The organism is Streptomyces sp. NPDC085481 (genome assembly GCF_044541845.1).
Lineage (GTDB): Bacteria > Actinomycetota > Actinomycetes > Streptomycetales > Streptomycetaceae > Streptomyces.
In genome coordinates, this window is sequence record NZ_JBITTJ010000016.1 from 147,287 (window position 1) to 167,428 (window position 20,142).

21 protein-coding genes, 1 pseudogene and 1 riboswitch are annotated in these 20,142 nt (G+C 72.7%); of the genes and pseudogenes, 6 read left to right on the top strand and 16 right to left on the bottom strand.

Going from position 1 to position 20,142, the window contains the following annotated elements:
* Window positions 1-73 precede the first annotated feature (73 nt).
* Entirely contained in the window at window positions 74-2,893 is a 2,820-nt protein-coding gene (locus ACIGEZ_RS29105; RefSeq protein WP_399836722.1) for an alpha/beta hydrolase family protein, read from the bottom strand.
* A gap of 399 nt (window positions 2,894-3,292) precedes the next feature.
* A riboswitch (cyclic di-AMP (ydaO/yuaA leader) is annotated at window positions 3,293-3,444 on the top strand.
* 4 nt (window positions 3,445-3,448) lie between these two features.
* On the opposite strand from ACIGEZ_RS29105, the gene ACIGEZ_RS29110 reads away from it, so the two are divergent.
* The gene (locus ACIGEZ_RS29110; RefSeq protein WP_399836725.1) at window positions 3,449-4,279 is read left to right on the top strand and encodes a transglycosylase SLT domain-containing protein; all 831 of its coding nucleotides are present in this window, start codon (window positions 3,449-3,451) and stop codon (window positions 4,277-4,279) included.
* A gap of 79 nt (window positions 4,280-4,358) precedes the next feature.
* On the top strand, window positions 4,359-5,198 hold the full coding sequence (locus tag ACIGEZ_RS29115) for an alpha/beta fold hydrolase (RefSeq protein ID WP_399836727.1): 840 nt from the start codon (window positions 4,359-4,361) through the stop codon (window positions 5,196-5,198).
* Between the two features lie 9 nt (window positions 5,199-5,207).
* Here the strand turns inward: ACIGEZ_RS29115 and ACIGEZ_RS29120 are convergent, their stop codons facing one another.
* On the bottom strand, window positions 5,208-6,659 hold the full coding sequence (locus ACIGEZ_RS29120; protein ID WP_399836730.1) for a cellulose binding domain-containing protein: 1,452 nt from the start codon (window positions 6,657-6,659) through the stop codon (window positions 5,208-5,210).
* A gap of 209 nt (window positions 6,660-6,868) precedes the next feature.
* Between ACIGEZ_RS29120 and ACIGEZ_RS29125 the strand changes: the two genes are divergently transcribed.
* Window positions 6,869-7,717, top strand: a complete 849-nt coding sequence (locus tag ACIGEZ_RS29125) for a GntR family transcriptional regulator (protein WP_399836733.1) — start codon at window positions 6,869-6,871, stop codon at window positions 7,715-7,717.
* An 80-nt stretch (window positions 7,718-7,797) separates the two neighbouring features.
* Here ACIGEZ_RS29125 and ACIGEZ_RS29130 read toward each other — a convergent pair whose 3' ends face one another.
* Window positions 7,798-8,781: a LuxR family transcriptional regulator gene (locus ACIGEZ_RS29130; RefSeq protein WP_399836736.1), complete on the bottom strand. Its 984-nt coding sequence runs from the start codon at window positions 8,779-8,781 to the stop codon at window positions 7,798-7,800.
* Window positions 8,782-8,952: 171 nt separating this feature from the next.
* Between ACIGEZ_RS29130 and ACIGEZ_RS29135 the strand changes: the two genes are divergently transcribed.
* Window positions 8,953-10,362, top strand: coding sequence for an aminopeptidase P family protein (locus ACIGEZ_RS29135; protein ID WP_399836739.1), 1,410 nt, complete (start codon window positions 8,953-8,955; stop codon window positions 10,360-10,362).
* A 130-nt stretch (window positions 10,363-10,492) separates the two neighbouring features.
* Here the strand turns inward: ACIGEZ_RS29135 and ACIGEZ_RS29140 are convergent, their stop codons facing one another.
* The 13 genes and pseudogenes from ACIGEZ_RS29140 to ACIGEZ_RS29200 all read right to left on the bottom strand — a co-directional run.
* Entirely contained in the window at window positions 10,493-10,660 is a 168-nt protein-coding gene (locus ACIGEZ_RS29140) for a CsbD family protein (protein WP_399836742.1), read from the bottom strand.
* A 22-nt stretch (window positions 10,661-10,682) separates the two neighbouring features.
* Entirely contained in the window at window positions 10,683-11,243 is a 561-nt protein-coding gene (locus ACIGEZ_RS29145; protein WP_399836745.1) for a type 1 glutamine amidotransferase domain-containing protein, read from the bottom strand.
* Between the two features lie 38 nt (window positions 11,244-11,281).
* Complete coding sequence (locus tag ACIGEZ_RS29150) at window positions 11,282-11,605, bottom strand: plasmid stabilization protein (protein ID WP_399836748.1); 324 nt, start codon at window positions 11,603-11,605, stop codon at window positions 11,282-11,284.
* Between the two features lie 85 nt (window positions 11,606-11,690).
* The gene (locus ACIGEZ_RS29155; RefSeq protein ID WP_399836750.1) at window positions 11,691-13,553 is read right to left on the bottom strand and encodes a complex I subunit 5 family protein; all 1,863 of its coding nucleotides are present in this window, start codon (window positions 13,551-13,553) and stop codon (window positions 11,691-11,693) included.
* 15 nt (window positions 13,554-13,568) lie between these two features.
* A complete protein-coding gene (locus ACIGEZ_RS29160; protein ID WP_399836753.1) occupies window positions 13,569-13,994 on the bottom strand; it encodes an NADH-quinone oxidoreductase subunit K in 426 nt (141 codons plus the stop codon).
* Window positions 13,991-14,719, bottom strand: coding sequence for a hydrogen gas-evolving membrane-bound hydrogenase subunit E (gene mbhE / locus ACIGEZ_RS29165; protein ID WP_399836756.1), 729 nt, complete (start codon window positions 14,717-14,719; stop codon window positions 13,991-13,993). The genes ACIGEZ_RS29160 and mbhE overlap by 4 nt, the downstream gene beginning before the upstream one ends.
* The gene (locus ACIGEZ_RS29170; protein ID WP_399836759.1) at window positions 14,716-15,024 is read right to left on the bottom strand and encodes a Na(+)/H(+) antiporter subunit B; all 309 of its coding nucleotides are present in this window, start codon (window positions 15,022-15,024) and stop codon (window positions 14,716-14,718) included. The genes mbhE and ACIGEZ_RS29170 overlap by 4 nt, the downstream gene beginning before the upstream one ends.
* The gene (locus tag ACIGEZ_RS29175) at window positions 15,021-15,329 is read right to left on the bottom strand and encodes a monovalent cation/H(+) antiporter subunit G (protein WP_399836762.1); all 309 of its coding nucleotides are present in this window, start codon (window positions 15,327-15,329) and stop codon (window positions 15,021-15,023) included. The genes ACIGEZ_RS29170 and ACIGEZ_RS29175 overlap by 4 nt, the downstream gene beginning before the upstream one ends.
* Window position 15,330: 1 nt before the next feature.
* Window positions 15,331-15,654: an MrpF/PhaF family protein gene (locus ACIGEZ_RS29180; RefSeq protein ID WP_399836765.1), complete on the bottom strand. Its 324-nt coding sequence runs from the start codon at window positions 15,652-15,654 to the stop codon at window positions 15,331-15,333.
* The gene (locus tag ACIGEZ_RS29185; RefSeq protein WP_399836767.1) at window positions 15,651-16,115 is read right to left on the bottom strand and encodes a hypothetical protein; all 465 of its coding nucleotides are present in this window, start codon (window positions 16,113-16,115) and stop codon (window positions 15,651-15,653) included. Before ACIGEZ_RS29185 ends, ACIGEZ_RS29180 begins: the two co-directional genes overlap by 4 nt.
* 131 nt (window positions 16,116-16,246) lie before the next feature.
* Entirely contained in the window at window positions 16,247-16,696 is a 450-nt protein-coding gene (locus ACIGEZ_RS29190; protein ID WP_399836770.1) for a hypothetical protein, read from the bottom strand.
* Between the two features lie 154 nt (window positions 16,697-16,850).
* On the bottom strand, window positions 16,851-17,006 hold the full coding sequence (locus ACIGEZ_RS29195; RefSeq protein WP_399836773.1) for a hydrophobic protein: 156 nt from the start codon (window positions 17,004-17,006) through the stop codon (window positions 16,851-16,853).
* A gap of 150 nt (window positions 17,007-17,156) precedes the next feature.
* A pseudogene (locus ACIGEZ_RS29200) lies at window positions 17,157-17,609 on the bottom strand (SRPBCC family protein); the annotation flags it as partial.
* Between the two features lie 174 nt (window positions 17,610-17,783).
* Between ACIGEZ_RS29200 and ACIGEZ_RS29205 the strand changes: the two are divergent.
* Both ACIGEZ_RS29205 and ACIGEZ_RS29210 read left to right on the top strand, forming a co-directional pair.
* Window positions 17,784-18,353 carry a PadR family transcriptional regulator gene (locus ACIGEZ_RS29205; RefSeq protein WP_399836776.1) on the top strand — a complete coding sequence of 190 codons (570 nt, stop codon included), beginning with the start codon at window positions 17,784-17,786 and terminating at the stop codon, window positions 18,351-18,353.
* Window positions 18,354-18,396: 43 nt separating this feature from the next.
* Entirely contained in the window at window positions 18,397-20,115 is a 1,719-nt protein-coding gene (locus ACIGEZ_RS29210) for an acyl-CoA dehydrogenase family protein (RefSeq protein ID WP_399836779.1), read from the top strand.
* The last annotated feature ends 27 nt before the right edge of the window (window positions 20,116-20,142 follow it).

Consider the following 20,142-nt stretch of genomic DNA (forward strand, 5'->3'; position numbering starts at 1 on the left):
AGGGTCCGGAGACCACCCCGTCCGGCGTGAGGTGACGCGGACGGACACGTCACCTCACGGCCACGGACTCACCTCACGGCGCGTCGCTCACCGTGCCGGCGAACTCCGGCCCCCGGACGGGCTCCCACGCCTCGTCGTAGGTGGTCAGCACGGCCCGCAGCGATTCCTTCGGCTCGCCGACCCCGTCCTTGGCGATGGGGATGCTCACCTCCGTACGCGTCCGACCGGCGGGGATGACGACCCCCACGCCGCCCTCCAGCGCCTGGGACACCGGCAGGGGAGGATCCGGCACGTTGCCGACGTGCTCTTCCAGCCACTTCGGGTCGATGTCCGCGGTGGACAGCTCCGTGCCCCCGGTCACCGGGAGGAACTCGATCGCGCCGTAGATCTCGGCGTCGGCGGGCCCGGACAGCGTCACCCGCCAGGTCAGGGCCCCGCCCTCGGTCACGTCGGCCGCGACCGGCGTGACGCCGACCCTGGGCATGGGGTCGTCGTTCTTCGCGGTGACCCCGCCGCGGTGCGCACCGACCACGGTGCCGCGCACCGCCTTGACGAAGGCGTCCTGTGCCCTGTCGTAGCCGAACCGGGTGTTGCCCGCGACCTCGACCGGCAGGACGATGTCATGGCGTCCCGGACGCACCGTGACCAAGCGGGACGTGACCTCGTCGGTGCCCGGCTTGGGGACGAACAGGCGGACCTGGCCGCTGCCCTTTCCGGAGACCCGCACCGGAATGCGGTAGGTCCGGACACCGGAGTTCCCCTCCTTGACCGTCAGGCGGCCGATGTCCACGCGGGTCAGCGCGGCCGGGCTCACCGCCGGCGTCCCGGGGCGCCAGCCCCACGCGTCGATGAGCCACGCGCGGCCGGACCGGCTGCGCGGGGTCAGTTCGAGGGCGGTGACCTTCTTGAGGTTCAGTCCGGCGCGGGCGGCGGCGGACAGCGGTACGCGGATCTCCCGCCCCCAGTACGAGGCGGTCCGTTCGCTGCCCGGCAGTCCGTCGACGCGGGTACGGCCCAGCTGCGCGCGGCGGCCCGACGCGTCGGTGACCGCGATGTCCAGCTCCGTGCCCGCGCTGTTGGGCGGGACGATCAGTCGCAGAGCGAGGGCTTCGGAGCCGGCCAGGGAGACCGGCCTCGCCGAGCGCACCGCGACCGGTGCCCCCGGGTTCGACCACTGCATCGCGACGGCGTCGCGGCCCGGCTCGGAGGGGGCCTCCCAGTACGCGAAGTGCGGGGAGGTGCCGCCCTCTTCGGGGTTCAGGCAGGCGCGGGCGGCGTCCGTGTCGACCTGGGCGCAGATCCGGGCGCCGCGGCCCGACACCGTGACCGAGGAGCCCGGCAGGAACGCCGCCGTGCGGTTCGCTCCGACGGCGTCGGTGAGGACCCGGGCCGGGTCGGCCGAGGGCGCGCGGCGGCCGGAGCCGTCGAGGAGCGGACGGACCCGGTCGTCACCGCCGACGAACAGCCGGGCCGCCGCGGCGATGTAGGTGGCGCCCGCGGTCTGCTGCTGAGGGGCGGTCAGGCGGGTCTTCGTGCCGGGGGAGCAGACCGGGTCGGGGGTGTCGTCGGACGAGAAGTCGTCGAAGGCGGGCGCCTTCGCCTGTCCCGGCGTCCACTCGCTGTTGAAGAAGTTGTGGTTGGCGCCGACCACGTAGACCGCGCTGTGCAGGGCGGAGCCTCGGCTGACGCCGCGTGTGCCGTCGGCGTAGACCTGGCCCTGGAGGTCGGAGACGTCGCCGTCGCAGCCCGGCAGCAGGGTCGCGGAGGGCACGTCGGGGACCGGGTTCTGGCCGAAGACGGTGGGCCCGATCAGGACGTTGCCGCGGATCTTCCACCGTACGGGGCCCCGGTAGCCGTCCTGGTCGGCGGGCGGTGCGTAGAGGCTGTCGAGGGCGGCGCGGTTGACGCCCTCGCCGCCGCGGGAGTGGCCGACGAGCAGGACCCGGGAGAGGTCCGCGGGCGCCACCTTGCGTACGGCGGCCGGGGCGGCCTTGCGGTACGCGGACCAGTCGGCCCAGCGGGCCAGGTGCAGTCGCACCAGGGAGGAACGGGCCTGGGCGCCGCCGTCGTCGGCGAGGTAGTCCTGGCCGTTGATGCCGTTGGCGGATATGGACAGCGTCACGTAACCCTGGGAGGCCAGGAGCTGCTGGGCGCTCAGGTACCCCTGATGGCTCGGTATGGGCTTCATGCCGGCCGGGCAGGGCCACGCGCCGTTGGAGTCCTCGGTCCCGGGTGTGTAGCAGGTGCCGTGGCGGCCGTGCAGGAAGAGGGCCACCGGCCGCCTCCCGGGCGCGTCGGTCGGTCCCACGACCGTGGCGCGCATCTCCACGGGATGGGCGAAGCCGGGCAACGACACGGACTTCAGGTCGTATTCACCGCTGACGGTGCGGTAGCGGCCGGGCACTCCGGGGTCGACCGGGTTCGCCGGAAGCGGCGTCTCCTGCCGCGTGCCGGGGGCGAGGGGGCGGTGCCGGGGGGAGCGGGCGGTGGCCCCTTCCGTCGCGTCGATCCGCCGGCCGCCGGCCGTCACGCGCAGCTCCGAGCCCTTCTCGATCCGGACGTCGCCCAGGGGCAACCGGAAGGAGCGGCCGTCCTGTTGGGCCACCGGATGGCCGAGCAGCCGGTCGCCGTCACGGAATTCGACCCGGGCGTCGCCCATGGGCACGGGGTCGGACGACGTCCAGACCAACTGCCTGCCGGCACCGGTTCCGATGACCCGCCAGCCCTCGGGGAGCCCGGTGTTCCCGAGCCGGCTTCCGGGGGAGGCCGTCGACGGCGATTCCGGTGACGGCTGTGACGGCTGCGACGGCTGCGCGTAGGCCAGTGCGGGGGACGCGGTGGCCAGTGCGAGTAACGCCGCGGCGGTGGTGACGCCGCGTGTGACACGTATCAAAACGGTCTTCCTCTCTCTCGCTTCGGGAGGACGGAGACCGCTGCGTCCGGGTTGCCTCATCCGGCGCGAACAATGCGACAGCGGATTGCTAAATGCGGATAAAGGTAAGGATGTCCGCTTCATCACCTTCGAGGGGGAAATTCAAAGAAAAGGCATTAGGTTCCCGGAATCAGTGATGTGAGTCACGGCGGAACGGGCCCGGTCGGCGCCGGCGCGACACCAAGTGTGCAGTGGCGGAGAAGAGTTGGCGGTCGCGGTGAAAGGTCAAAGGAAAGATCCTTTCCCTTTCTGTCGGAGATCAATTCGCGTTCATGAATTCCGACCTTGTTCTCGATGTTTGTTTTCGCTTACGGTCACCCCGTCATCCGGACGGAACGCCGAATCCTGCCGCCGCCCGGAAAACCGCACTCACCACACTTCCGGCAGGAGCGGGGGACCCAGGTTCGCCGCCGTCCCGGTCTCCGGGGCGACTCGGGGTGAAGCCGCGCACCGCGGCCGGGCATCTCCTGCCCGAACCCGACAGCTCACCTCGCAGGCGAAGGAGAGGAACTCGCCATGCGTGGAAACGGGAAGCACCGCCGCCCCAAGAACGCCCCGCTCGCTCGCGGCCTGGCCGCCGTCGGCATCACCGGCAGCGCCGCACTCGCCCTGCCGCTGATCGCCTCGACCAGCGCTGGTGCGGCCACCCCGCAGGAAATTCACTCCGTCGCAGTCGAAAAGGCGACGGTCGTCACGGCGGCAAAGAAGGCCGGCCTGGTGCGCTATTCCGTGGTCGCCGGCGACTCACTTTCCAAGATCGCCCAGAAGCACTCCGTGAGCGGCGGCTGGAAGAAGCTCTACAAGGACAACCGCGCCGCCGTGGGTGCCGACCCCGGTCTCATCCGCCCCGGTCTGAAGCTCACGATCGACACCAGGGCCGCCTCGCGTCCGGCAGCCGCGGGTGCCGCGGCGGCCGCCCGCCCGGCCGCGTCGGTCAAGGCCGCGTCGGTCAAGGCCGCGTCGGTCAAGCCGGCGGCCGTCCAGGCGACCGCGGCCCAGGCCGCCGCTCCGGCGAAGGCCTCATACCCGGACAATCTGGACGGATGGATCCGCGAGTCCCTCGACATCATGGCCCAGTACGGCATCCCGGGCTCGTACGACGGCATCCACCGCAACATCATGCGCGAGTCCTCGGGCAACCCGCTGGCCATCAACAACTGGGACTCCAACGCCGTCGCCGGCACCCCCTCCAAGGGCCTCCTCCAGGTGATCGACCCCACCTTCCAGGCCTACCACGTCACCGGCACCGCCAACGACCCCTACGACCCGGTCGCGAACATCACCGCCGCCTGCAACTACGCGGCCGACCGCTACGGCTCGATCGACAACGTCAACGGCGCCTACTGAGCCGGGAGCCGCCGTAGTGCCTCCACCTGACCGACGGCCCGGCTTCCGGGCACCATGGGACAGGAGAGGAGTCGCGACGATGGCTGAGCGCACGGTGGAGACGGGCGGCATCACGCTGTGCACCGAGTCCTTCGGTGACCGGTCGGATCCGCCCGTCCTGCTCATCGCGGGCCTCGGCGCGTCGATGCTCTGGTGGGAGGACGGCTTCTGCCGGATGCTCGCCGAGGGCGGCCGCTTCGTGATCCGTTACGACCACCGCGACACCGGCCGGTCGGTCACCTACCAACCGGGCCGTCCCGGATACACCGGCGCGGACCTGGTCGGTGACGCCGCCCGCGTGCTCGACGCCTACGAGATCCCGGCCGCGCACGTCGTGGGCGTCTCGGCCGGCGGGGCGCTCGCGCAGCTGCTCGCGCTGGACCACGCCGGTCGCGTCCTGTCACTCGTCCTGATCAGCACGTCCTCCGCCGTGCCCGGCGACCGCGCGCTTCCTCCGCCGACCGAGGAGTTCCTGCGCTTCGTCTCGACGGCGCGCGTCGACTGGTCCGACGCCGACTCGGTGATCGACTACACGGTCGCCTACGCGCGCGTGCTCGCGGGAGGCCGCCGCCCGTTCGACGAGACCGCCGCCCGTGGCCTGGTCCGCCGCGACGTCGAGCGCGCGCACGACTTCGCGGCGGCCCGCAACCACGACGCGCTCCCGGACGGCGAGCACGCGCCGGGACCCCTCTCCGCGATCGCCGTGCCCACCCTGGTGCTCCACGGGACGGCCGATCCGATGTTCCCGCTCCCGCACGGCGAGGCGCTCGCGGAACGGATCCCCGGGGGACGGCTCGTGGCACTGCCGGACGCCGGTCACGGGGTCGACCGGGCCGACTGGGCGACGGTCGTCCCGGCGATCCTCGCGCACACCGCCTAGGGTCCGCCCCTAGGGCACCGGTACCTCGTCCACGAACGACGTGCCGGCGGTCCGGTACGCGGCGATCTTCGCGGCCACCTGAGCAGGGGTGAGCACCTGGTCCTTGACGTGCAGGACGTAGTCGACCTGCTGGTCGTAGGCGCGCGGGGTGGTGGAGGGCTGGCCGGCGAGGTCGATGAGCCACTGGTTGAAGTTGATCGACATCGGCCGCTCCGGGAGGTAGGCGGCGCCGTGGGTGCCGAAGACCTGGCCGTCGATGGAGTAGGTGATCGCGTCGTCGTCGATGGTCACGACCAGGTCGTGCCAGCCGGCGAAGCTCCGGCGGCTCTCGCTGTGCTGGTTGACCGCCTGCCAGGGGTCGGGGGCGTAGGTCTCCCACGAGGTCGTGTAGAGGATGTTCGCCGGCTCGCCCCAGCCTCCGTTGGGCAGGTACTCGAAGTCGTACTCGGCGTAGTCGTCGGCCATCGGGGCCTTCAGGTCGTTGATCGTGAAGAAGGTCTGCACGACGCGGTCGCCGTCGGGGCCGGACTTCGGGGCGTCGGAGAACCTGACCCGGGCGGCGTACGTGCCGTTCCTGAACTTCATGGACCTGGTGAGGACCTCGGTCTGCCGGGTGGACTCGCCGGTGCCGGCCGTGGAGGTCTCCAGGTTCATCACCGTGCTGCCGCCCTGGGCGCTGAACGTGACCTTGGACGGGTCCCATGTCGCGCCGGGCACGCCCGGGCCGCCGGAGTCGGAGCGGACGCTCCAGCCGTGGGCGGACAGGGCGGGGTCGGTGTGCGAGGTGTAGGTGAAGTCGTCGAACAGGGTCTGGCCGCCGCCGGGCGGGTCGGTCGGGTCCGTGGGCGGGTCGGTGGGCTCGGTCGGGCCGTTGCCCTCGGGCGCCACGCCCCACACGGTGGTGCCGGCGACCTGGGCGGTGACCCTGGTCCAGTCGGCGTAGGCGCTCTGCCCGCCGCCGAAGGAGTAGTCGTCGCCCTGGTTCAGCGGCTGCCAGGTGGCCTGGTGGAAGCGCAGCTGCAGGTCTCCGGTGTCCGCGCCCGGTGCCAGCGATCCCGCGGCGGGGGTGAAGCCGATCTCCAGATACCGGTCGGCCGTGGCGGTGGGCTTGCCGAGCGTCCCGAACGTTCCGGTGACGGCGGAGCACCCCCGTACCGCCCAGGAGCAGGCGAAGCGGTAGGAGGCGCTCGGGGAGTCGGCCTTGAAGTAGTACCGGATCCTGACCTGGCTCAGCTGGACGGTGGACGATCCGGTGTTACGGACCTTGAACCACGGCTCGCTCTGGTCGGCGGTGGCTCCGCCGGCGCTCGTGCGGTACTGGACGGCCAGGCCGTCCGAGGCGGAGACGGAGGCCGAGGCCGTCGCGGTCGTGACGGGAAGCGCGGCCAGCGCGGCACTGCCCAGGACGGCGGTCAGGGCTAGAGCCGCGCGAGTTCGACGGCCGGCGGTACGGGTACGCATGCGTGTTCCTTTCGGTCCGGCAGCACGTGACTTGACCAGTTGTGCGTCAAGGTTTACCAGTTGGCGCGAGATGAACGTGGCATAGACCAATCCAGCCGTCAACCCCTCACATTTCCTGGTTGGTTGAGCCTCGATGCGGCTAGACTGACCTGACCAGTACGCCAGTTGCCCTGACCAGTCGCAGTCCCGACGACGAACGAGAGTCCCGGATGGAGATCGACGCCGCCGCCTCAGGTGCGATGCTCAAGCGCGAGCGGGTCCGTTACGCGATCCTCGAACTCGTCGAGGCGCGGCGGCCCGGCGACGCCATCCCCTCCGAGCGGGTCCTGTGCGCCGAGCTCGGGGTCTCGCGGCCCACCCTGCGCGCCGCCGTCGACGAACTCGTCGTCGCGGGACTGCTCGTACGCGAGCACGGACGGGGCATGTTCGTCGCCGCGGAGAAGATCACGCAGGAGCTGATCTCGGACCGCAACGCCTTCAGCCTCCCGCAGGCGGGCGGCGTGTGGACCAGCAGACTGCTGGAGCTGCGCACCCTGCCGGCGGGCGCCCGGGTGGGCCGCAAGCTGCGGATCTCACCGGCGGCGGAGATCCGCTACATCGCCCGCCTCCGGCTCGTCGACGGCGCGCCCATGGCCATCGAACACCTGCACCTGAGCGCGGACCTGGTGCCCGAACTGACCAGCGACGAACTGGAGCAGGGCGATCTGTACGAGCACCTGCGCGACCGGCACGACGTCCAGGTCAGCGAGGCGGTGCAGTCGATCGAGCCCACCGTGGTGACGCGCGCCGAGGCCGAGCTGCTCGACGTGCCCGAGCTGTCCCCGGCGCTGCTCTTCGAACGGCTCACCACGGACACCCGCAACCGGCCGGTGGAGTACGTGCACTCGCTCTACCGGGGCGACCGCTACCGCATCGTCTCCCGGCTCGCCCTCGGCCCCCGCGCCGAACCCGCCCCCTCGGCGGGCGAAGGTCACCACCCCGGAATTCCCCCGGGCGACTTCAGCAAGGGCGATCCCGTCACTTTCTCCACCCGCGGCGTGGTGCAGCAAGCCCTCTGACCGGCATGGCCCGTCCGCGTTGCGCCCGTCCGCGGCACGGCCCGTCCGCGTCACGGCCGCCCGCGGCACGGCCCGTCCGCTCACAGCCATCCGCTCCGCTGTGCCTGCAAGGCCATCTGGAAGCGGTTCGCCGCGCCGAGCCGGGCCATCAGGATCTGCAGGCGGCGGAACAGCGTACGGCGGCTGATGCCCATCTCGCGGGCGATGACCTCGTCGCTCGCGCCGCCCGCGAGGAGCCACAGCAGGCGCCGGTCGGCGGGGGCCAGGCCGCCCGGCCGGGTGGTGCGGCCGTGAAAGGGGAGGGCGTTCAGCCAGGACTGCTCGAACAGGGCCACGAGCGCGGAGAACAGCCCGCACGGCTGCACCACCAGCATCGTGTTGACCACGTCCACCTCCTTGATCGACAACGACACCAGCGCGTACGCCTCGTCGATGATCAGGAGCTTGACCGGCACCGACGGTAGCACCCTGGCCTGCTCGCCGGCCTCGATGCACGGTTCGATGACGTCCTTCAGGTGCCCCGGGTGCTCCAGGGACTCCCGGGAGTACACGACCCGCTGCGTCACCCCCCGGGCGAGCGTGGCCAGCGCGTCCTCCGTGGCGCCGACCAGGGGGACGTACGGAGGCGACTCGAACTGCCGGATCTGCTCGCGGGCGCTCGCCCAGGCGTGCCGCATCCGGGGGCCGATGGCGTCGCCGGTGACGACCTCGACGAGATGGTCGTTGTACGCGGCGAGCCGGTGGCGCCGGAACGACTCGAACGCGCCCCCCACGGCGATCCGCGACTCCTCCAGCTCCGCCGCGCGGTGCCGGGCCAGGATCTCCAGGCCCGCGGCCGGCGGCACGGGGGCAACCATGTCCGCGTCCTCGTCGGCGGCGCTGGCCAGACCGGCGTCGACGAGCGCGCCGTACGCCGCGGTCAGGTCCGGGCCGGCCAGTCCGGCCGCGGTCCCGATCGCGCCGAGCGGGGCGGGCGATCGGTCGAGGAGTGCCAGATAGACCCGGACCGCCGTCTCATCGATGCCCAGAAGCCGCAGGGCCTCGCCGAGTTTCGCGTTCGTCATACGTCGCATTATCGACGGTCCGCGCAGCGGTGTGGCCGATCAGTGCCACTGACACTTCCGGGCACCTGGTGCCCCGCTCAGGGACTACCGTCCAGAGGCGTCGCCGAGGAACGCCGGCGGCGAATCCACCGGGAAGCACCACCGGAAACCAACGAAACAAGGGGGCACATCGTGGCAAAGGGCCGCAAGAACGGTCTGTACGCAGGCATCTCCGACGAGCTGTCCGCCCTGATGCGCACGGGCTGGGCGGACACCGAGCGGCACGACCTGACGCTCGACGAGCAGGCTCCGTACGCCGCTCTCCGCCGCGCCGCGCTCTCCGCGCGCTTCCCCGGCGAGCGCCTCGTCATCCCCTCGGGGAACCTCAAGGTCCGCTCCAACGACGACACGTACCCCTTCCGGCCGTACTCCGGCTACGTGCACATGACCGGAGACCAGGCCCGCGACGGCGCGCTCGTCCTCGAACCCCGCGCGGACGGCGGCCACGACGCCTACTGCTACCAGCTGCCGCGCGACAGCAGGGACAACGACGAGTTCTGGACCGGTGCCCACGCGGAGCTGTGGATGGGCCGGCGCCGCTCCCTCGCCGAGTCGGCGGCCGTCCTCGGTCTCGCCTGCCGCGACGTCCGCTCCGCAGCGCCCGACCTGGCCGCCGCGGACGTACCCACCCGGATCGTCCGCGGCATCGACCCCTCCCTCGAAGCCGCCGTCACCACCGACGAGGCCCGCGACGACGAACTCGAAGAGGCACTCAGCGACCTCCGCCTCGTCAAGGACGAGTGGGAACTGGCCGAGATGCGCAAGGCCGTGGACTCCACCGTCCGCGGGTTCACCGACGCGATCGGGGAGCTCTCCCGTGCCGTCGCCTCCTCCGAGCGCTGGATCGAGGGCACCTTCTTCCGCCGGGCCCGCCTGGAGGGCAACTCCGTCGGCTACGGCACGATCTGCGCCGCCGGCGACCACGCCACGATCATGCACTGGACCGCCAACGACGGCCCGGTACGCCCGGGGGAACTGCTGCTGTTCGACGCCGGCGTGGAGACGCACACCCTCTACACCGCCGACGTCACCCGCACCCTCCCGATCAGCGGCACCTTCACCGACGTGCAGCGCAAGGTCTACGACGCGGTGTACGAGGCCCAGGAGGCGGGCATGGCCGCCGTCAAGCCGGGCGCCCACTACCGCGACTTCCACGAGGCGTCCCAGCGCTCGCTGGCGGAGCGGCTGGTCGAGTGGGGCTTCATCGAGGGCCCCGCCGACCGCGCGTACGAGCTCGGCCTCCAGCGGCGCTTCACCATGGCCGGCACCGGCCACATGCTCGGCCTCGACGTACACGACTGCGCGCACGCCCGGAACGAGGAGTACGTCGACGGCGTCCTGGAGCCCGGCATGGTGCTCACCGTCGAACCCGGCCTGTACTTCCAGCCGGACGACCTGACCGTGCCCGAGGAGTGGCGCGGCATCGGCGTCCGCATCGAGGACGACCTGGTCGTGACGGACGCCGGCCACGAGAACCTGTCGGCAGACCTGCCGCGGTCCGCCGACGAGGTGGAGGCGTGGATGGCCCGCTTCGCGGGCTGACCGTCAGGACGCGCCGCCCGCGCTCGTGCCGCGGGCACCGCCGGTCGCCGGGGCGTCTGCCCGGTACGCGCGTGCCGAACCGTCGCCGACGCGAGCGGCACGCGCGTGCGGCGCGTCAGGAGGAGCTTCGTCAGGAGGTGCGTCGCTTCATCGCGTCACGCATCTTCTCCATTCCCTCGCGCGCCTTGCCCTTCATCTGATCGGCCTTGCCCTCGGCCTCGAGGCGTTCGTTTCCGGTCGCCTTGCCGGCGGTCTCCTTGAGCTTGCCCTTGGCCTTGTCCATCGAGCTCTTGCGCATGATCGGGTTCCTCTCCGGTGTCTCAGTCCCCGTCGCCCTCGAGCGCGCGGACGATCGCCGACGAGAAGGCATCCAGGTCCTTCGGCCGGCGGGAGGTGATCAACGGGTGGCCTGCGGAGGTGTCGACGACGACCTCCTGGTCCAGCCAGTTGCCGCCCGCGTTCTCGACGTCCGCGCGGAGCGACGGGTACGAGGTGAGCTTGCGGTCCCTGACCACCCCGCTGTCCACGAGGAGCCACGGACCGTGGCAGATCGCGGCCACCGGCTTGCCGGCGCCGGCGAAGGCGGAGACGAGGCGCTGCGCCTCGCTGTCCGTCCGCAGCCGGTCGGCGTTCAAGGTGCCACCCGGCACGACCACCGCGTCGAAGTCGTCCGCGGAGGCCTTCGCCAGGGTGGTGTCGGGCTGGACGACGGCCCCCGGCCTGCGGTCGGAGACCAGCGTCAGGACGGGCTCGTCCCGCGGCGCGGCGACCGCGACACGGGCGCCCGCGTCCCGCAGGACGGCGATCGGCTTCCTCAGCTCGTCCTGTTCCGTTCCGTAGTTCGTGGTGAGGACGAGTACGTTCTTTCCTTCGAGCGTCACGACGCGCAGCTCCCTCCTCGTACGCGGCGACTTCGTGCTCAGTGGCCCAGAGAGCGCTTCAGCTCCGCCTTGTTCATCGAGGACCGGCCGTGCAGGTTGCGCCGCTGGGCCTCCGCGTAGAGCTGGTCGTACGTCGGTCCCTCCGAGCCGCTGTGCGAGCGCTGCCCGCCGCGGCGCGAGGACGACATGTCCTCCAGGGAGCTCTTGCTCGCGGTCTTCGACTCCCCGGCCCGCGCGCGTTCCTTGTTCACGGTGCGGGCGGCGATCTCCTCGGCGCGCTTCCTGCTCTCACCCCTTTCCAGCGCGCTCTCCTTGATGTGCTCGTACTGCCGCTCCCGCTTGCGGTTCGATCCACGCGGCATGGTCCTGCTCCTCTCCTCGGCCCCTGACTTGCCGCTGCCCCCTTCACGGGGGTTCATGCGCGGTTGCCGGTACGCCGCCCGATCCTCAGCCCCTGAGCAGGAACACCGCCGTCAGCGTGGCGAGCCCGGCCATCAGCCAGGCCACGTAGTCGCCCACGTGCCCGGAGTGCTGCCGCCGCACCGGCACCACGAGCACCCGGTCCACGGCGTCCCCGTACGCGCGGGCCCGCTGGGCGAGCCGCCCCGTGAGCGCCGGCCCCCACAGCGCGGCCGCCGCCATAGCCACCGCGAGCCCGGCCGACAGGGCGCCGAGCGCGACGCCGGTCACCGTCCAGGTCACCGCGGGCGCGGGCTCCGGAGCCGGCGCGGGCCCCTGGCCGCTCACCACGGCCAGGTAGCCCGCCCGGTCGCAGAACACCGCGGCGGCGGCAGCCGTACGGCGCCACAGCGCGGGCACCAGGCCCACGGCCAGGCAGCCCGCGAGCAGCAGGGCGGGCACCACGACCATCGGGCGCGGCACCGCGCGGCGCGGGTCCCGCACCTCCGGTTCCTCCCCGGAGCCCGTGGTCTCCGGACCGGGGCGCCGGCGCCGTGGCGGAACCCCGGCGCCCGCGAACACCCGCCCCGCCGCCCGCAGAACGGCGCCCGCCGTGACCGCGGGGACCAGGACGAACAGGGCGAGCAGCCAGGGCGACTCGTGCGCGGCGTGCTCCACGACGGACTTGCCGAGCCCCGTGCCGAACGGCGGCAGCCCCGCGAGCGCGAGACCACCGACGGCGAACAGCGCGCCGGTGAGCGGCATGTCGCGGGCCCGGCCGCGCAGCCCGTGCTCGTCCACCGACGCGTGCCGGTCGAGCAGCACGCCCACCAGGCAGAACAGCGCCGCCTTGGCGCCCGCGTGCCCCGCCACGTACAGCGCGGTGCCCGCCGTCGCCTCGGCGGTGAGCAGCGCACCACCGCACAGGAACAGGCCCATGTGCCCCACCGTGGAGAAGGCGAGCAGCCGCTTCATGTGGCGTTGCTGCCAGCACAGCAGCGCCCCCACCACCGCGGTGACGGCACCGGCCGCCAGGAGGGTGCCCCGCAGGACGCCCGCCGGGATCCCGCCGCCGCCCGAGAACACGGTCCAGTGGATGCGCAGCAGACCGTACAGGCCGAGTTCCACCATCACCCCGGACAGCAGCAGACAGACCGGCGTCGGGGCCTCCGCGTGCGCGTCCGGGAGCCAGAAGTGGAACGGCACCGCCGCCGCCTTGACGAGCATCGCGCAGGCGATGAGCGCGGCGGCGGCCCCCGCCAGGGCGTCGGCGGGGTGCCGGTCGAGCTCCTCGCCGATCCGGGCGAAGGCGAGTTCGCCGGTGCGCGCGTACAGCATCCCGATGCCGAGCAGCGCGAGGTATCCGGCGAGCGATCCGGTCACCGCGAACGCGAGCGCGCCCTGCAGCGGCCGCGGCTCCTCGACCCGGTAGCCGGTCAGGGCGTACCCGGCGACCCCCATGAGCTCGAAGAACACGAAGGCGTTGAACAGGTCTCCGGTCAGCGCGAAACCCGTTGCCCCGGCTTCGAAGAGCAGCAGCAGCGCGGGGAATCCGCCGCCGTGGCCGCGGGCGCGTTCCGGCTCCTCGAAGTAGCGCCAGGAGTACCCGAGCGCCGCGAGGACCAGTACCGCCACCAGGACGGCCAGGCCCAGACCGAGGCCGTCGGCGGCGAGCACGATTCCCACGCTCCGTCCTCCGACCGGGGTCCAGCCGCCCGCCCAGGACACCGTCAGGCCCCGGCTCCCGGTGCCGCACGCGAGCCACAGGGTCAGCAACAGCTGGCCGGCGGCGCAGGCCGTCGCCAGCGCGTCCGTGCCGGTCCGCGGCAGCCACCGGCCGAGCACGGCGAGCACCGCCGCGGCCAGGAGCGGGCAGGCCACGGCGAGGGGCAGCAGTTCCGAGGGGCTCACGCGCGTCCCGGCCGGTCAGCCCCGCAGCCCGGTCAGGGCGTCGGGGTCGGTGGTCCCGTGCCGCTTGGCGGTCTGCAGTACGAGGGCGAGCAGCAGGGCGGTGAGCGCCGCCCCGACGACGACGTCGGTCAGGGCGAGCGCCTGGGCCACCGGGTCCACGACGGGCGTCCCCGGCGGGATGTCGGTGAAGTACGGCGCGGTGCCGCCGCGTCGGTAGCCGACGGCCAGCAGGAGCACGTACGTGCCGGACTGGACCACCCCGAGGCAGCCGACGGCGTGCACGGCGTTGCGGCTGGTGACCAGGCCGTGGACGCCGACCAGCATGATCCAGCCCGCGGCGAGGTACGGCAGCACCGCGAGCGGGGAGTCGGGGGTCGGCGGCGCCGTCAGGAGCGGCGTCAGGAGCGTCGTCAGGTGGGGCGTCAGGTGGGGTGGCGTCATTCGGACTCGATCTCCAGGGCCTGGTCGATGAAGCCGGCCAGCAGGACGACCAGGGCGGAGCCCACCTCGAGGCCGACGGCCACGTTGAGCAGCGGCACGAGCCCGCCCGAGGTCAACTGGCCCAGGGTGCCGAGCGGCAGGACGTTCTCCAGATAGGCGGCCGCCTCGACGAGCCCGGCGAAGCCGAGTACCGCGAAGGCCCCCGCCGCGACGGCCTCGGTGACGTCGAGGACGTCGCGCGGGCGGACCTGCTCCAGGACGCGGTAGTCGGCGGCGAGATAGGCCACGTGCAGCCCGGTGGCCAGGACGACGCCGCCCTGGAAGCCGCCGCCCGGTGTCAACTGGCCGTGCGCGACGACGTAGACGCCGGTGACGAGGGCGACCGGCAGCAGGACCGTGCCGGTGAGCCGGACGGTGGGCTGCAGCCGGCCGGGGCGCGGCCGGGACTCCTGCTCGTCGCGGGTCCTGCGCAGCAGCAGCACGGCGCCGAGGACGGCGGCGAAGAGCACGGACTCCTCGCCCAAGGTGTCGAAACCGCGCAGGTCGAAGGTCACGGACGCGACCGCGTTCGCCGTCCGCTGCTCCAGCGCGGCGGGCACGGCCAGACCCGCGTACGGGTGGAACGCGCTGCCCAGCGGCGGCAGTTCGAGGCAGGCGACGACGTACCCGGCGGCGAAGACGAGGGCCGCCGCCCAGAAGAGGCCGGCGCGGGTGGTACGCCTCACCGCTCGTCTCCCGAGGCCGCGTCGCCGTGCCCCTCGTCCTCGCGGGCCGCGCGGCGCCGGATCGTGCGCATCGTGAGCAGGATCAGCAGCGGAGTCACCGCCGAGCCGACGGCCAGCTGGCTCAAGGCCACATCGGGGGCCTGGAACAACAGGAACAGCAGCGACAGCAGCAGACCGAGCGCGCTCAGGACGACGGCCTGACGGACCGGGTCGCGGGTGCGGACGGCGGCGGTTGCCACCGCGGCGGCAAGCACCACGGCGATGCAGCCGAAGACCTCGGCAGGGTTCGGGCCGGCCGGCGTCACGGCGGATCCTCCCGCGGCACCCTGCCCTCGTACTGTGCGGTGGACCGGCCGAGCGCAAGGGTGGTCAACGTCCCCCCGACGCCGATGATCACGGCCGTCACCACCAGTGCCGCCGCCCGGCGGCCGGGCCCCTCGTCGACGGCCAGGGCGAGGACCACCAGCGGCGCGCCCAGCGAGGTGGCGGCGGAGAGGGCGTGCAGCCGCGCGTACGGCCCGGGCAGCACCCGCAGGGCGAGTACGGCGAGCAGCAGGACACCGACCCCGGCGACGAGCAGGACGGTGGCGCAGATCGTACGGGCGGCCACGTCAGCCCCCCTCGTCCGGGTGCGGCGCGGCGGCGGCCCGGCCTTCGGCCGGCGGCCCGCCGAGGAAGCGCGTGAAGACCAGGACGCCCACCGGGCCGAGGACCGCGAGGACGAACCCCGCATCGCCGTACGCGTCGCGGCCGAATCCCCGCGCGGCGAGCAGGAACATCACCGTGACCAGTGCGCCGGTGAGGCTCAGCCCGGCCAGGCGGGCCGGGGGAGTGCCCCGGCAGACCGCGGACAGCGCCGGCGGCAGCCCGAGGACCAGCAGCACCCCGACCGCGATCAACCAGCCGTTCCAGTCCCCGGCCGGCGTCCCGCTCATGTGCGCCCGCCGCTGGTCAGGGCGGACTCCAGGGCGCCGGGGCCGCCGGGCAGGGTGTGCACCAGCACGGTCCGGTCCGGGCCGAGGTCCACGACGTACAGGCCGGGGGTGGCGGACAGCAGCCCGCACGCCCAGGCCGGCCCGGTGCCCTGGTGCCAGTGGAGGGTACGGAACCGTCCCGTGACCCGGTGCCCGCGCAGGACCCGGCCGACGGCCACGGTGAGCCGCCAGGTGCCGGAGAGGAGCGCCCCGGGCCACAGCAGCAGCGCACGCGCCAGACGGGCCGTCCCGCCGACGCGGGCGCCCGCGGCGACCCGTACCCGACGGGCGGCCAGCGCGGCGAGCAGCGCGCCCGCCGCCGCGACGGCCACTTCGGGCCAGGTGACCGTACCGATCAGCAGGATCTGGAGCAGCAGGGCCGCCGCCCACCAGGACCCGATCTCCACGACCGTTCGCCCCACGCAGCCTCCCCTCCCGCCGCGGACCCGCCGCCCCCGGTCGTCCGATCTCTACCGCGTCCGGCCACCCGGCCCGGGCGCCCCGCGCCGCTCCCGGCCACGGCTGTCACCGGTCCGGAGTAGCGGGCTCGCCGTCATGCCGCCGACGGCCGGCTCGCGGAATCGTGGTCCGCCGGCCAGGGCTCCGGCGCGCCCGACAGATGCTCGATGCGGATGCGGTGGCGTTCCTCGGCCAGTGCGCGGCCGTCCTCGTCGACGACCCGGCCCGTCACCTCGTACGTTCCGCAGCTCGCCTTGCCCACCGGCAGCCGCTCCGAGGGCAGGCGGACCTCGTACGGGCCTCCGGCCCGGAAGCCGCCGAGCGCCGTGCGCGTGCTCGCGACCTTCGCCCCCGCCCGGGCGCGAGTGTCCTCGAAGGCGAGGCCGTCGATCTCGTCGCCGAGCCGGAAGGTCAGACCGACGCTGACCACCACGCCCTCCGGCAGCACGATCGGCTCGTCCGCCGCGGGGCCCTCCTGGGGCACCTCGATGCGCCCCGCCTCCTCCGTGTACAAGGAGACATCCAGCAGTTCGAAGCCCTTCACGGCGGGCTCACCGCCCTTCGCCTCAAGCGGGTCCCCCGATGGGCATGTGCCCCGGCGTGCGCGGATTACGCGTGGCGCGACCAGGGAGGCGCGACGATCGCCCGCCGTGCCTCCCTGAGGAGGACAAGGCGGGCGGGAAACTGCCGTCGTCGGCTCACCAGCGGTACCAGCGGGCTCCCGAGCCCCGCATGAGGAAGCCCAGCAGCCACAGCACGAGCACGGCGATCGCTATGTACCACAGGACGTCGAGAGCGAAGCCGGCCCCGAACAGCACCAGGATCACCAGCAGGACGAGAAGCAGCGGAATCATGACGGAACCTCCTCGGTCTCACATGTGGCCAGGGTCCACGGGCTCGGGGGATGACGGCGGGCCGGGGGGCCGGCCGGCCGCCGCGGCGGACGGGTCGGCGGTGGCCTCCGTGCCGCGGCCGGACGCGTCGCCGGGGCCGGGTCCGTCCGCCTCGGCGGGGCGCAGCCGGCCGCGCCAGGCGCCGGTCGCCCGGTCGCGGTCCTCGATGAACTCCTTGAACCGCTGCAGATCTCCCTCGACCCGGCTGTCGAGCACGCCCATGGCCACGCCGGCCTTCTCGGTGAAGCCCTCGGCGTCGACGTCCAGCGCCAGCGTCACCTCCGTGCGCGCGTCCTCCAGCCGGTGGAAGGTGACGACGCCCTTCTGCTTCACGTCGCCGCCCACCGTGCGCCAGGAGATCCGCTCGTCGGGGAGCTGGTCGACGATCTCGGTGTCGAACTCCCGGGTCACGCCCGCGATGTTGGTCCGCCAGTGACAGTGACGGTCGTCGACCTGTCGCACCTCCTCCACCCCGTCCATGAAGCGGGGGAACTCCTCGAACTGCGTCCACTGGTCGTAGACCTCGCGCAGTGGGGCGTCCACCCTGATCGTGTCGTGCACCATCGCCGTCATCTCCCTCGGTCGGCGGGACTGGACGGCTGCGCGATTACCCGGACCCGGCCGTCGTAACCGTGCACGCCCGCTCGGCACCCCCGAGCCGGTGCTCCGGGGTGAGCCGCGTCTCACCCGAGCCGTCGAGCCTTGCTATGCAACGAGGTGCATAGCAGGATCGAGGACATGGCGCTCGAACACGCGATCCTCGTATCCCTCCTTGAGCAGCCAGGGTCCGGCTACGAGCTGGCCCGGCGGTTCGAGCGGTCCATCGGCTACTTCTGGACCGCCACCCACCAGCAGATCTACCGCGTGCTCAAGCGCATGGAGAGCGACGGTCTGCTCGCCGTCCGCGAAGTGCCCCAGCAGGGGCGGCCGGACAAGAAGGACTACTCCGTCGCCGCCCCCGGCCGCGCCGCCCTGGCCCGGTGGCTGCACGAGCCGATCGAGCCCGAGAGCATGCGCCACGACCTGGCCGTCAAGATCCGCGGGGCCGCGTTCGACGACCCGGCCGCTCTGATCCGCGAGGTCGAGCGGCACCACCAGGTGCACAGCGACCGGCTGGCCCACTATCTCGCCGGCGAACGGCGCGACTTCACCGGGCCCGACGCCCCGGCACCGCTCGACGCCGGTCAGGAGCTCCAGCACGTCGTGCTGCGCGGCGGCATCGCGTACGAGCGGATGACCATCGCCTGGCTCGACGACGTCCTCGCCACCCTGAACCGGCTCGGCGGCCCGTCCGCGCCCGGTGCCTGAGCGACTCCCGCCCACCCCTCGACCCCTCGGAAGGCGAACCTCCATGGCCGACACCCTGCTGTTCAACCCGCGCACCTACGACCCCGCGCACTTCGACCCGGAGACCCGCAGGCTGCTGCGGGCCACCGTCGACTGGTTCGAGGAGCGCGGCAAGCGACAGCTGATCGAGGACTACCGGACCCGGGCCTGGCTCGGCGACTTCCTCGCCTTCGCCGCCAAGGAGGGCCTGTTCGCCACCTTCCTGACCCCGTCCGGCGCCGCCGGCGGTGACGACCGGCGATGGGACACCGCCCGGATCGCCGCCCTCAACGAGATCCTCGGCTTCTACGGTCTCGACTACTGGTACGCCTGGCAGGTCACCATCCTCGGCCTCGGCCCGGTCTGGCAGAGCGACAACGCCGCCGCCCGTGCCCGCGCCGCCGAACTCCTCGCCCAGGGCGAGGTGTTCGCGTTCGGCCTGTCCGAGAAGTCCCACGGCGCCGACATCTACTCCACCGACATGCTCCTGGAGCCCGACGGCGAGGGCGGCTTCCGCGCCACCGGCTCCAAGTACTACATCGGCAACGGCAACGCCGCCGGACTCGTCTCCGTCTTCGGCCGCCGCACCGACGTCGAGGGCCCCGACGGCTACGTCTTCTTCGCCGCGGACAGCCGCCACCCGGCCTACCACCTCGTCAAGAACGTCGTCGACTCCTCCAAGTACGTCAGCGAGTTCCGCCTGGAGGAGTACCCGGTCACGGCCGAGGACGTCCTGCACACCGGACGCGCCGCGTTCGACGCCGCCCTGAACACCGTCAACGTCGGCAAGTTCAACCTCTGCACCGCCTCCATCGGCATCTGCGAGCACGCGATGTACGAGGCCGTCACCCACGCCCGGAACCGCATCCTCTACGGCCGCCCCGTCACCGCCTTCCCGCACGTCCGGCGGGAGCTGACCGACGCCTACGTCCGGCTCGTCGGCATGAAGCTGTTCAGCGACCGCGCCGTCGACTACTTCCGCTCCGCCGGCCCCGACGACCGCCGCTACCTCCTCTTCAACCCGATGACGAAGATGAAGGTGACCACGGAGGGCGAGAAGGTCATCGACCTGATGTGGGACGTCATCGCCGCCAAGGGCTTCGAGAAGGACAACTACTTCGCCCAGGCGGCCGTGGAGATCCGCGGCCTTCCGAAGCTGGAGGGCACGGTCCACGTCAATCTGGCGCTGATCCTCAAGTTCATGCGCAACCACCTCCTCGACCCGGTCGCGTACGAGCCCGTCCCCACCCGCCTCGACGCGGCCGACGACACGTTCCTCTTCCGTCAGGGCCCGGCCCGCGGACTCGGCTCGGTCCGTTTCCACGACTGGCGCGCCGCCTACGAGCGGTTCGCCCACCTGCCCAACGTCGCCCGCTTCCGCGAGCAGGCCGACGCCCTCTGCGAGTTCGTCACCACGGCCGCGCCCGACGAGGAGCAGAGCCGTGACCTCGATCTCCTCCTCGCCGTCGGCCAGCTCTTCGCCCTCGTCGTGCACGGGCAGCTCGTCCTGGAGCAGGCGGACCTGACCGGCCTCGACGAGGACGTCCTCGACGAACTGTTCGCCGTGCTCGTACGCGACTTCTCCGCGCACGCCGTCGAACTGCACGGCAAGGACTCCGCGACCGAGCCGCAGCAGCAGTGGGCCCTCGCCTCGGTCCGGCGCCCGGTCGTCGACGAGGCGCGCACGGGACGCGTCTGGCAGCGCGTCGAGGCCCTGTCGGGCGCGTACGAGATGCAGCCGTAGGGGTCGGCGCTCCTCCGCCCACCCGGT

Excerpts from the sequence above, each read along its gene's own strand:
- ACIGEZ_RS29110 (WP_399836725.1), top strand. The coding sequence starts at position 3,449 with ATGCGTGGAAACGGGAAGCACCGCCGCCCCAAGAACGCCCCGCTCGCT.
- ACIGEZ_RS29115 (WP_399836727.1), top strand. The coding sequence starts at position 4,359 with ATGGCTGAGCGCACGGTGGAGACGGGCGGCATCACGCTGTGCACCGAG.
- ACIGEZ_RS29120 (WP_399836730.1), bottom strand. The coding sequence starts at position 6,659 with ATGCGTACCCGTACCGCCGGCCGTCGAACTCGCGCGGCTCTAGCCCTG.
- ACIGEZ_RS29125 (WP_399836733.1), top strand. The coding sequence starts at position 6,869 with ATGGAGATCGACGCCGCCGCCTCAGGTGCGATGCTCAAGCGCGAGCGG.
- ACIGEZ_RS29130 (WP_399836736.1), bottom strand. The coding sequence starts at position 8,781 with ATGACGAACGCGAAACTCGGCGAGGCCCTGCGGCTTCTGGGCATCGAT.
- ACIGEZ_RS29140 (WP_399836742.1), bottom strand. The coding sequence starts at position 10,660 with ATGCGCAAGAGCTCGATGGACAAGGCCAAGGGCAAGCTCAAGGAGACC.
- ACIGEZ_RS29150 (WP_399836748.1), bottom strand. The coding sequence starts at position 11,605 with ATGCCGCGTGGATCGAACCGCAAGCGGGAGCGGCAGTACGAGCACATC.
- ACIGEZ_RS29160 (WP_399836753.1), bottom strand. The coding sequence starts at position 13,994 with ATGACGCCACCCCACCTGACGCCCCACCTGACGACGCTCCTGACGCCG.
- ACIGEZ_RS29180 (WP_399836765.1), bottom strand. The coding sequence starts at position 15,654 with ATGAGCGGGACGCCGGCCGGGGACTGGAACGGCTGGTTGATCGCGGTC.
- ACIGEZ_RS29195 (WP_399836773.1), bottom strand. The coding sequence starts at position 17,006 with ATGATTCCGCTGCTTCTCGTCCTGCTGGTGATCCTGGTGCTGTTCGGG.
- ACIGEZ_RS29205 (WP_399836776.1), top strand. The coding sequence starts at position 17,784 with ATGGCGCTCGAACACGCGATCCTCGTATCCCTCCTTGAGCAGCCAGGG.
- ACIGEZ_RS29210 (WP_399836779.1), top strand. The coding sequence starts at position 18,397 with ATGGCCGACACCCTGCTGTTCAACCCGCGCACCTACGACCCCGCGCAC.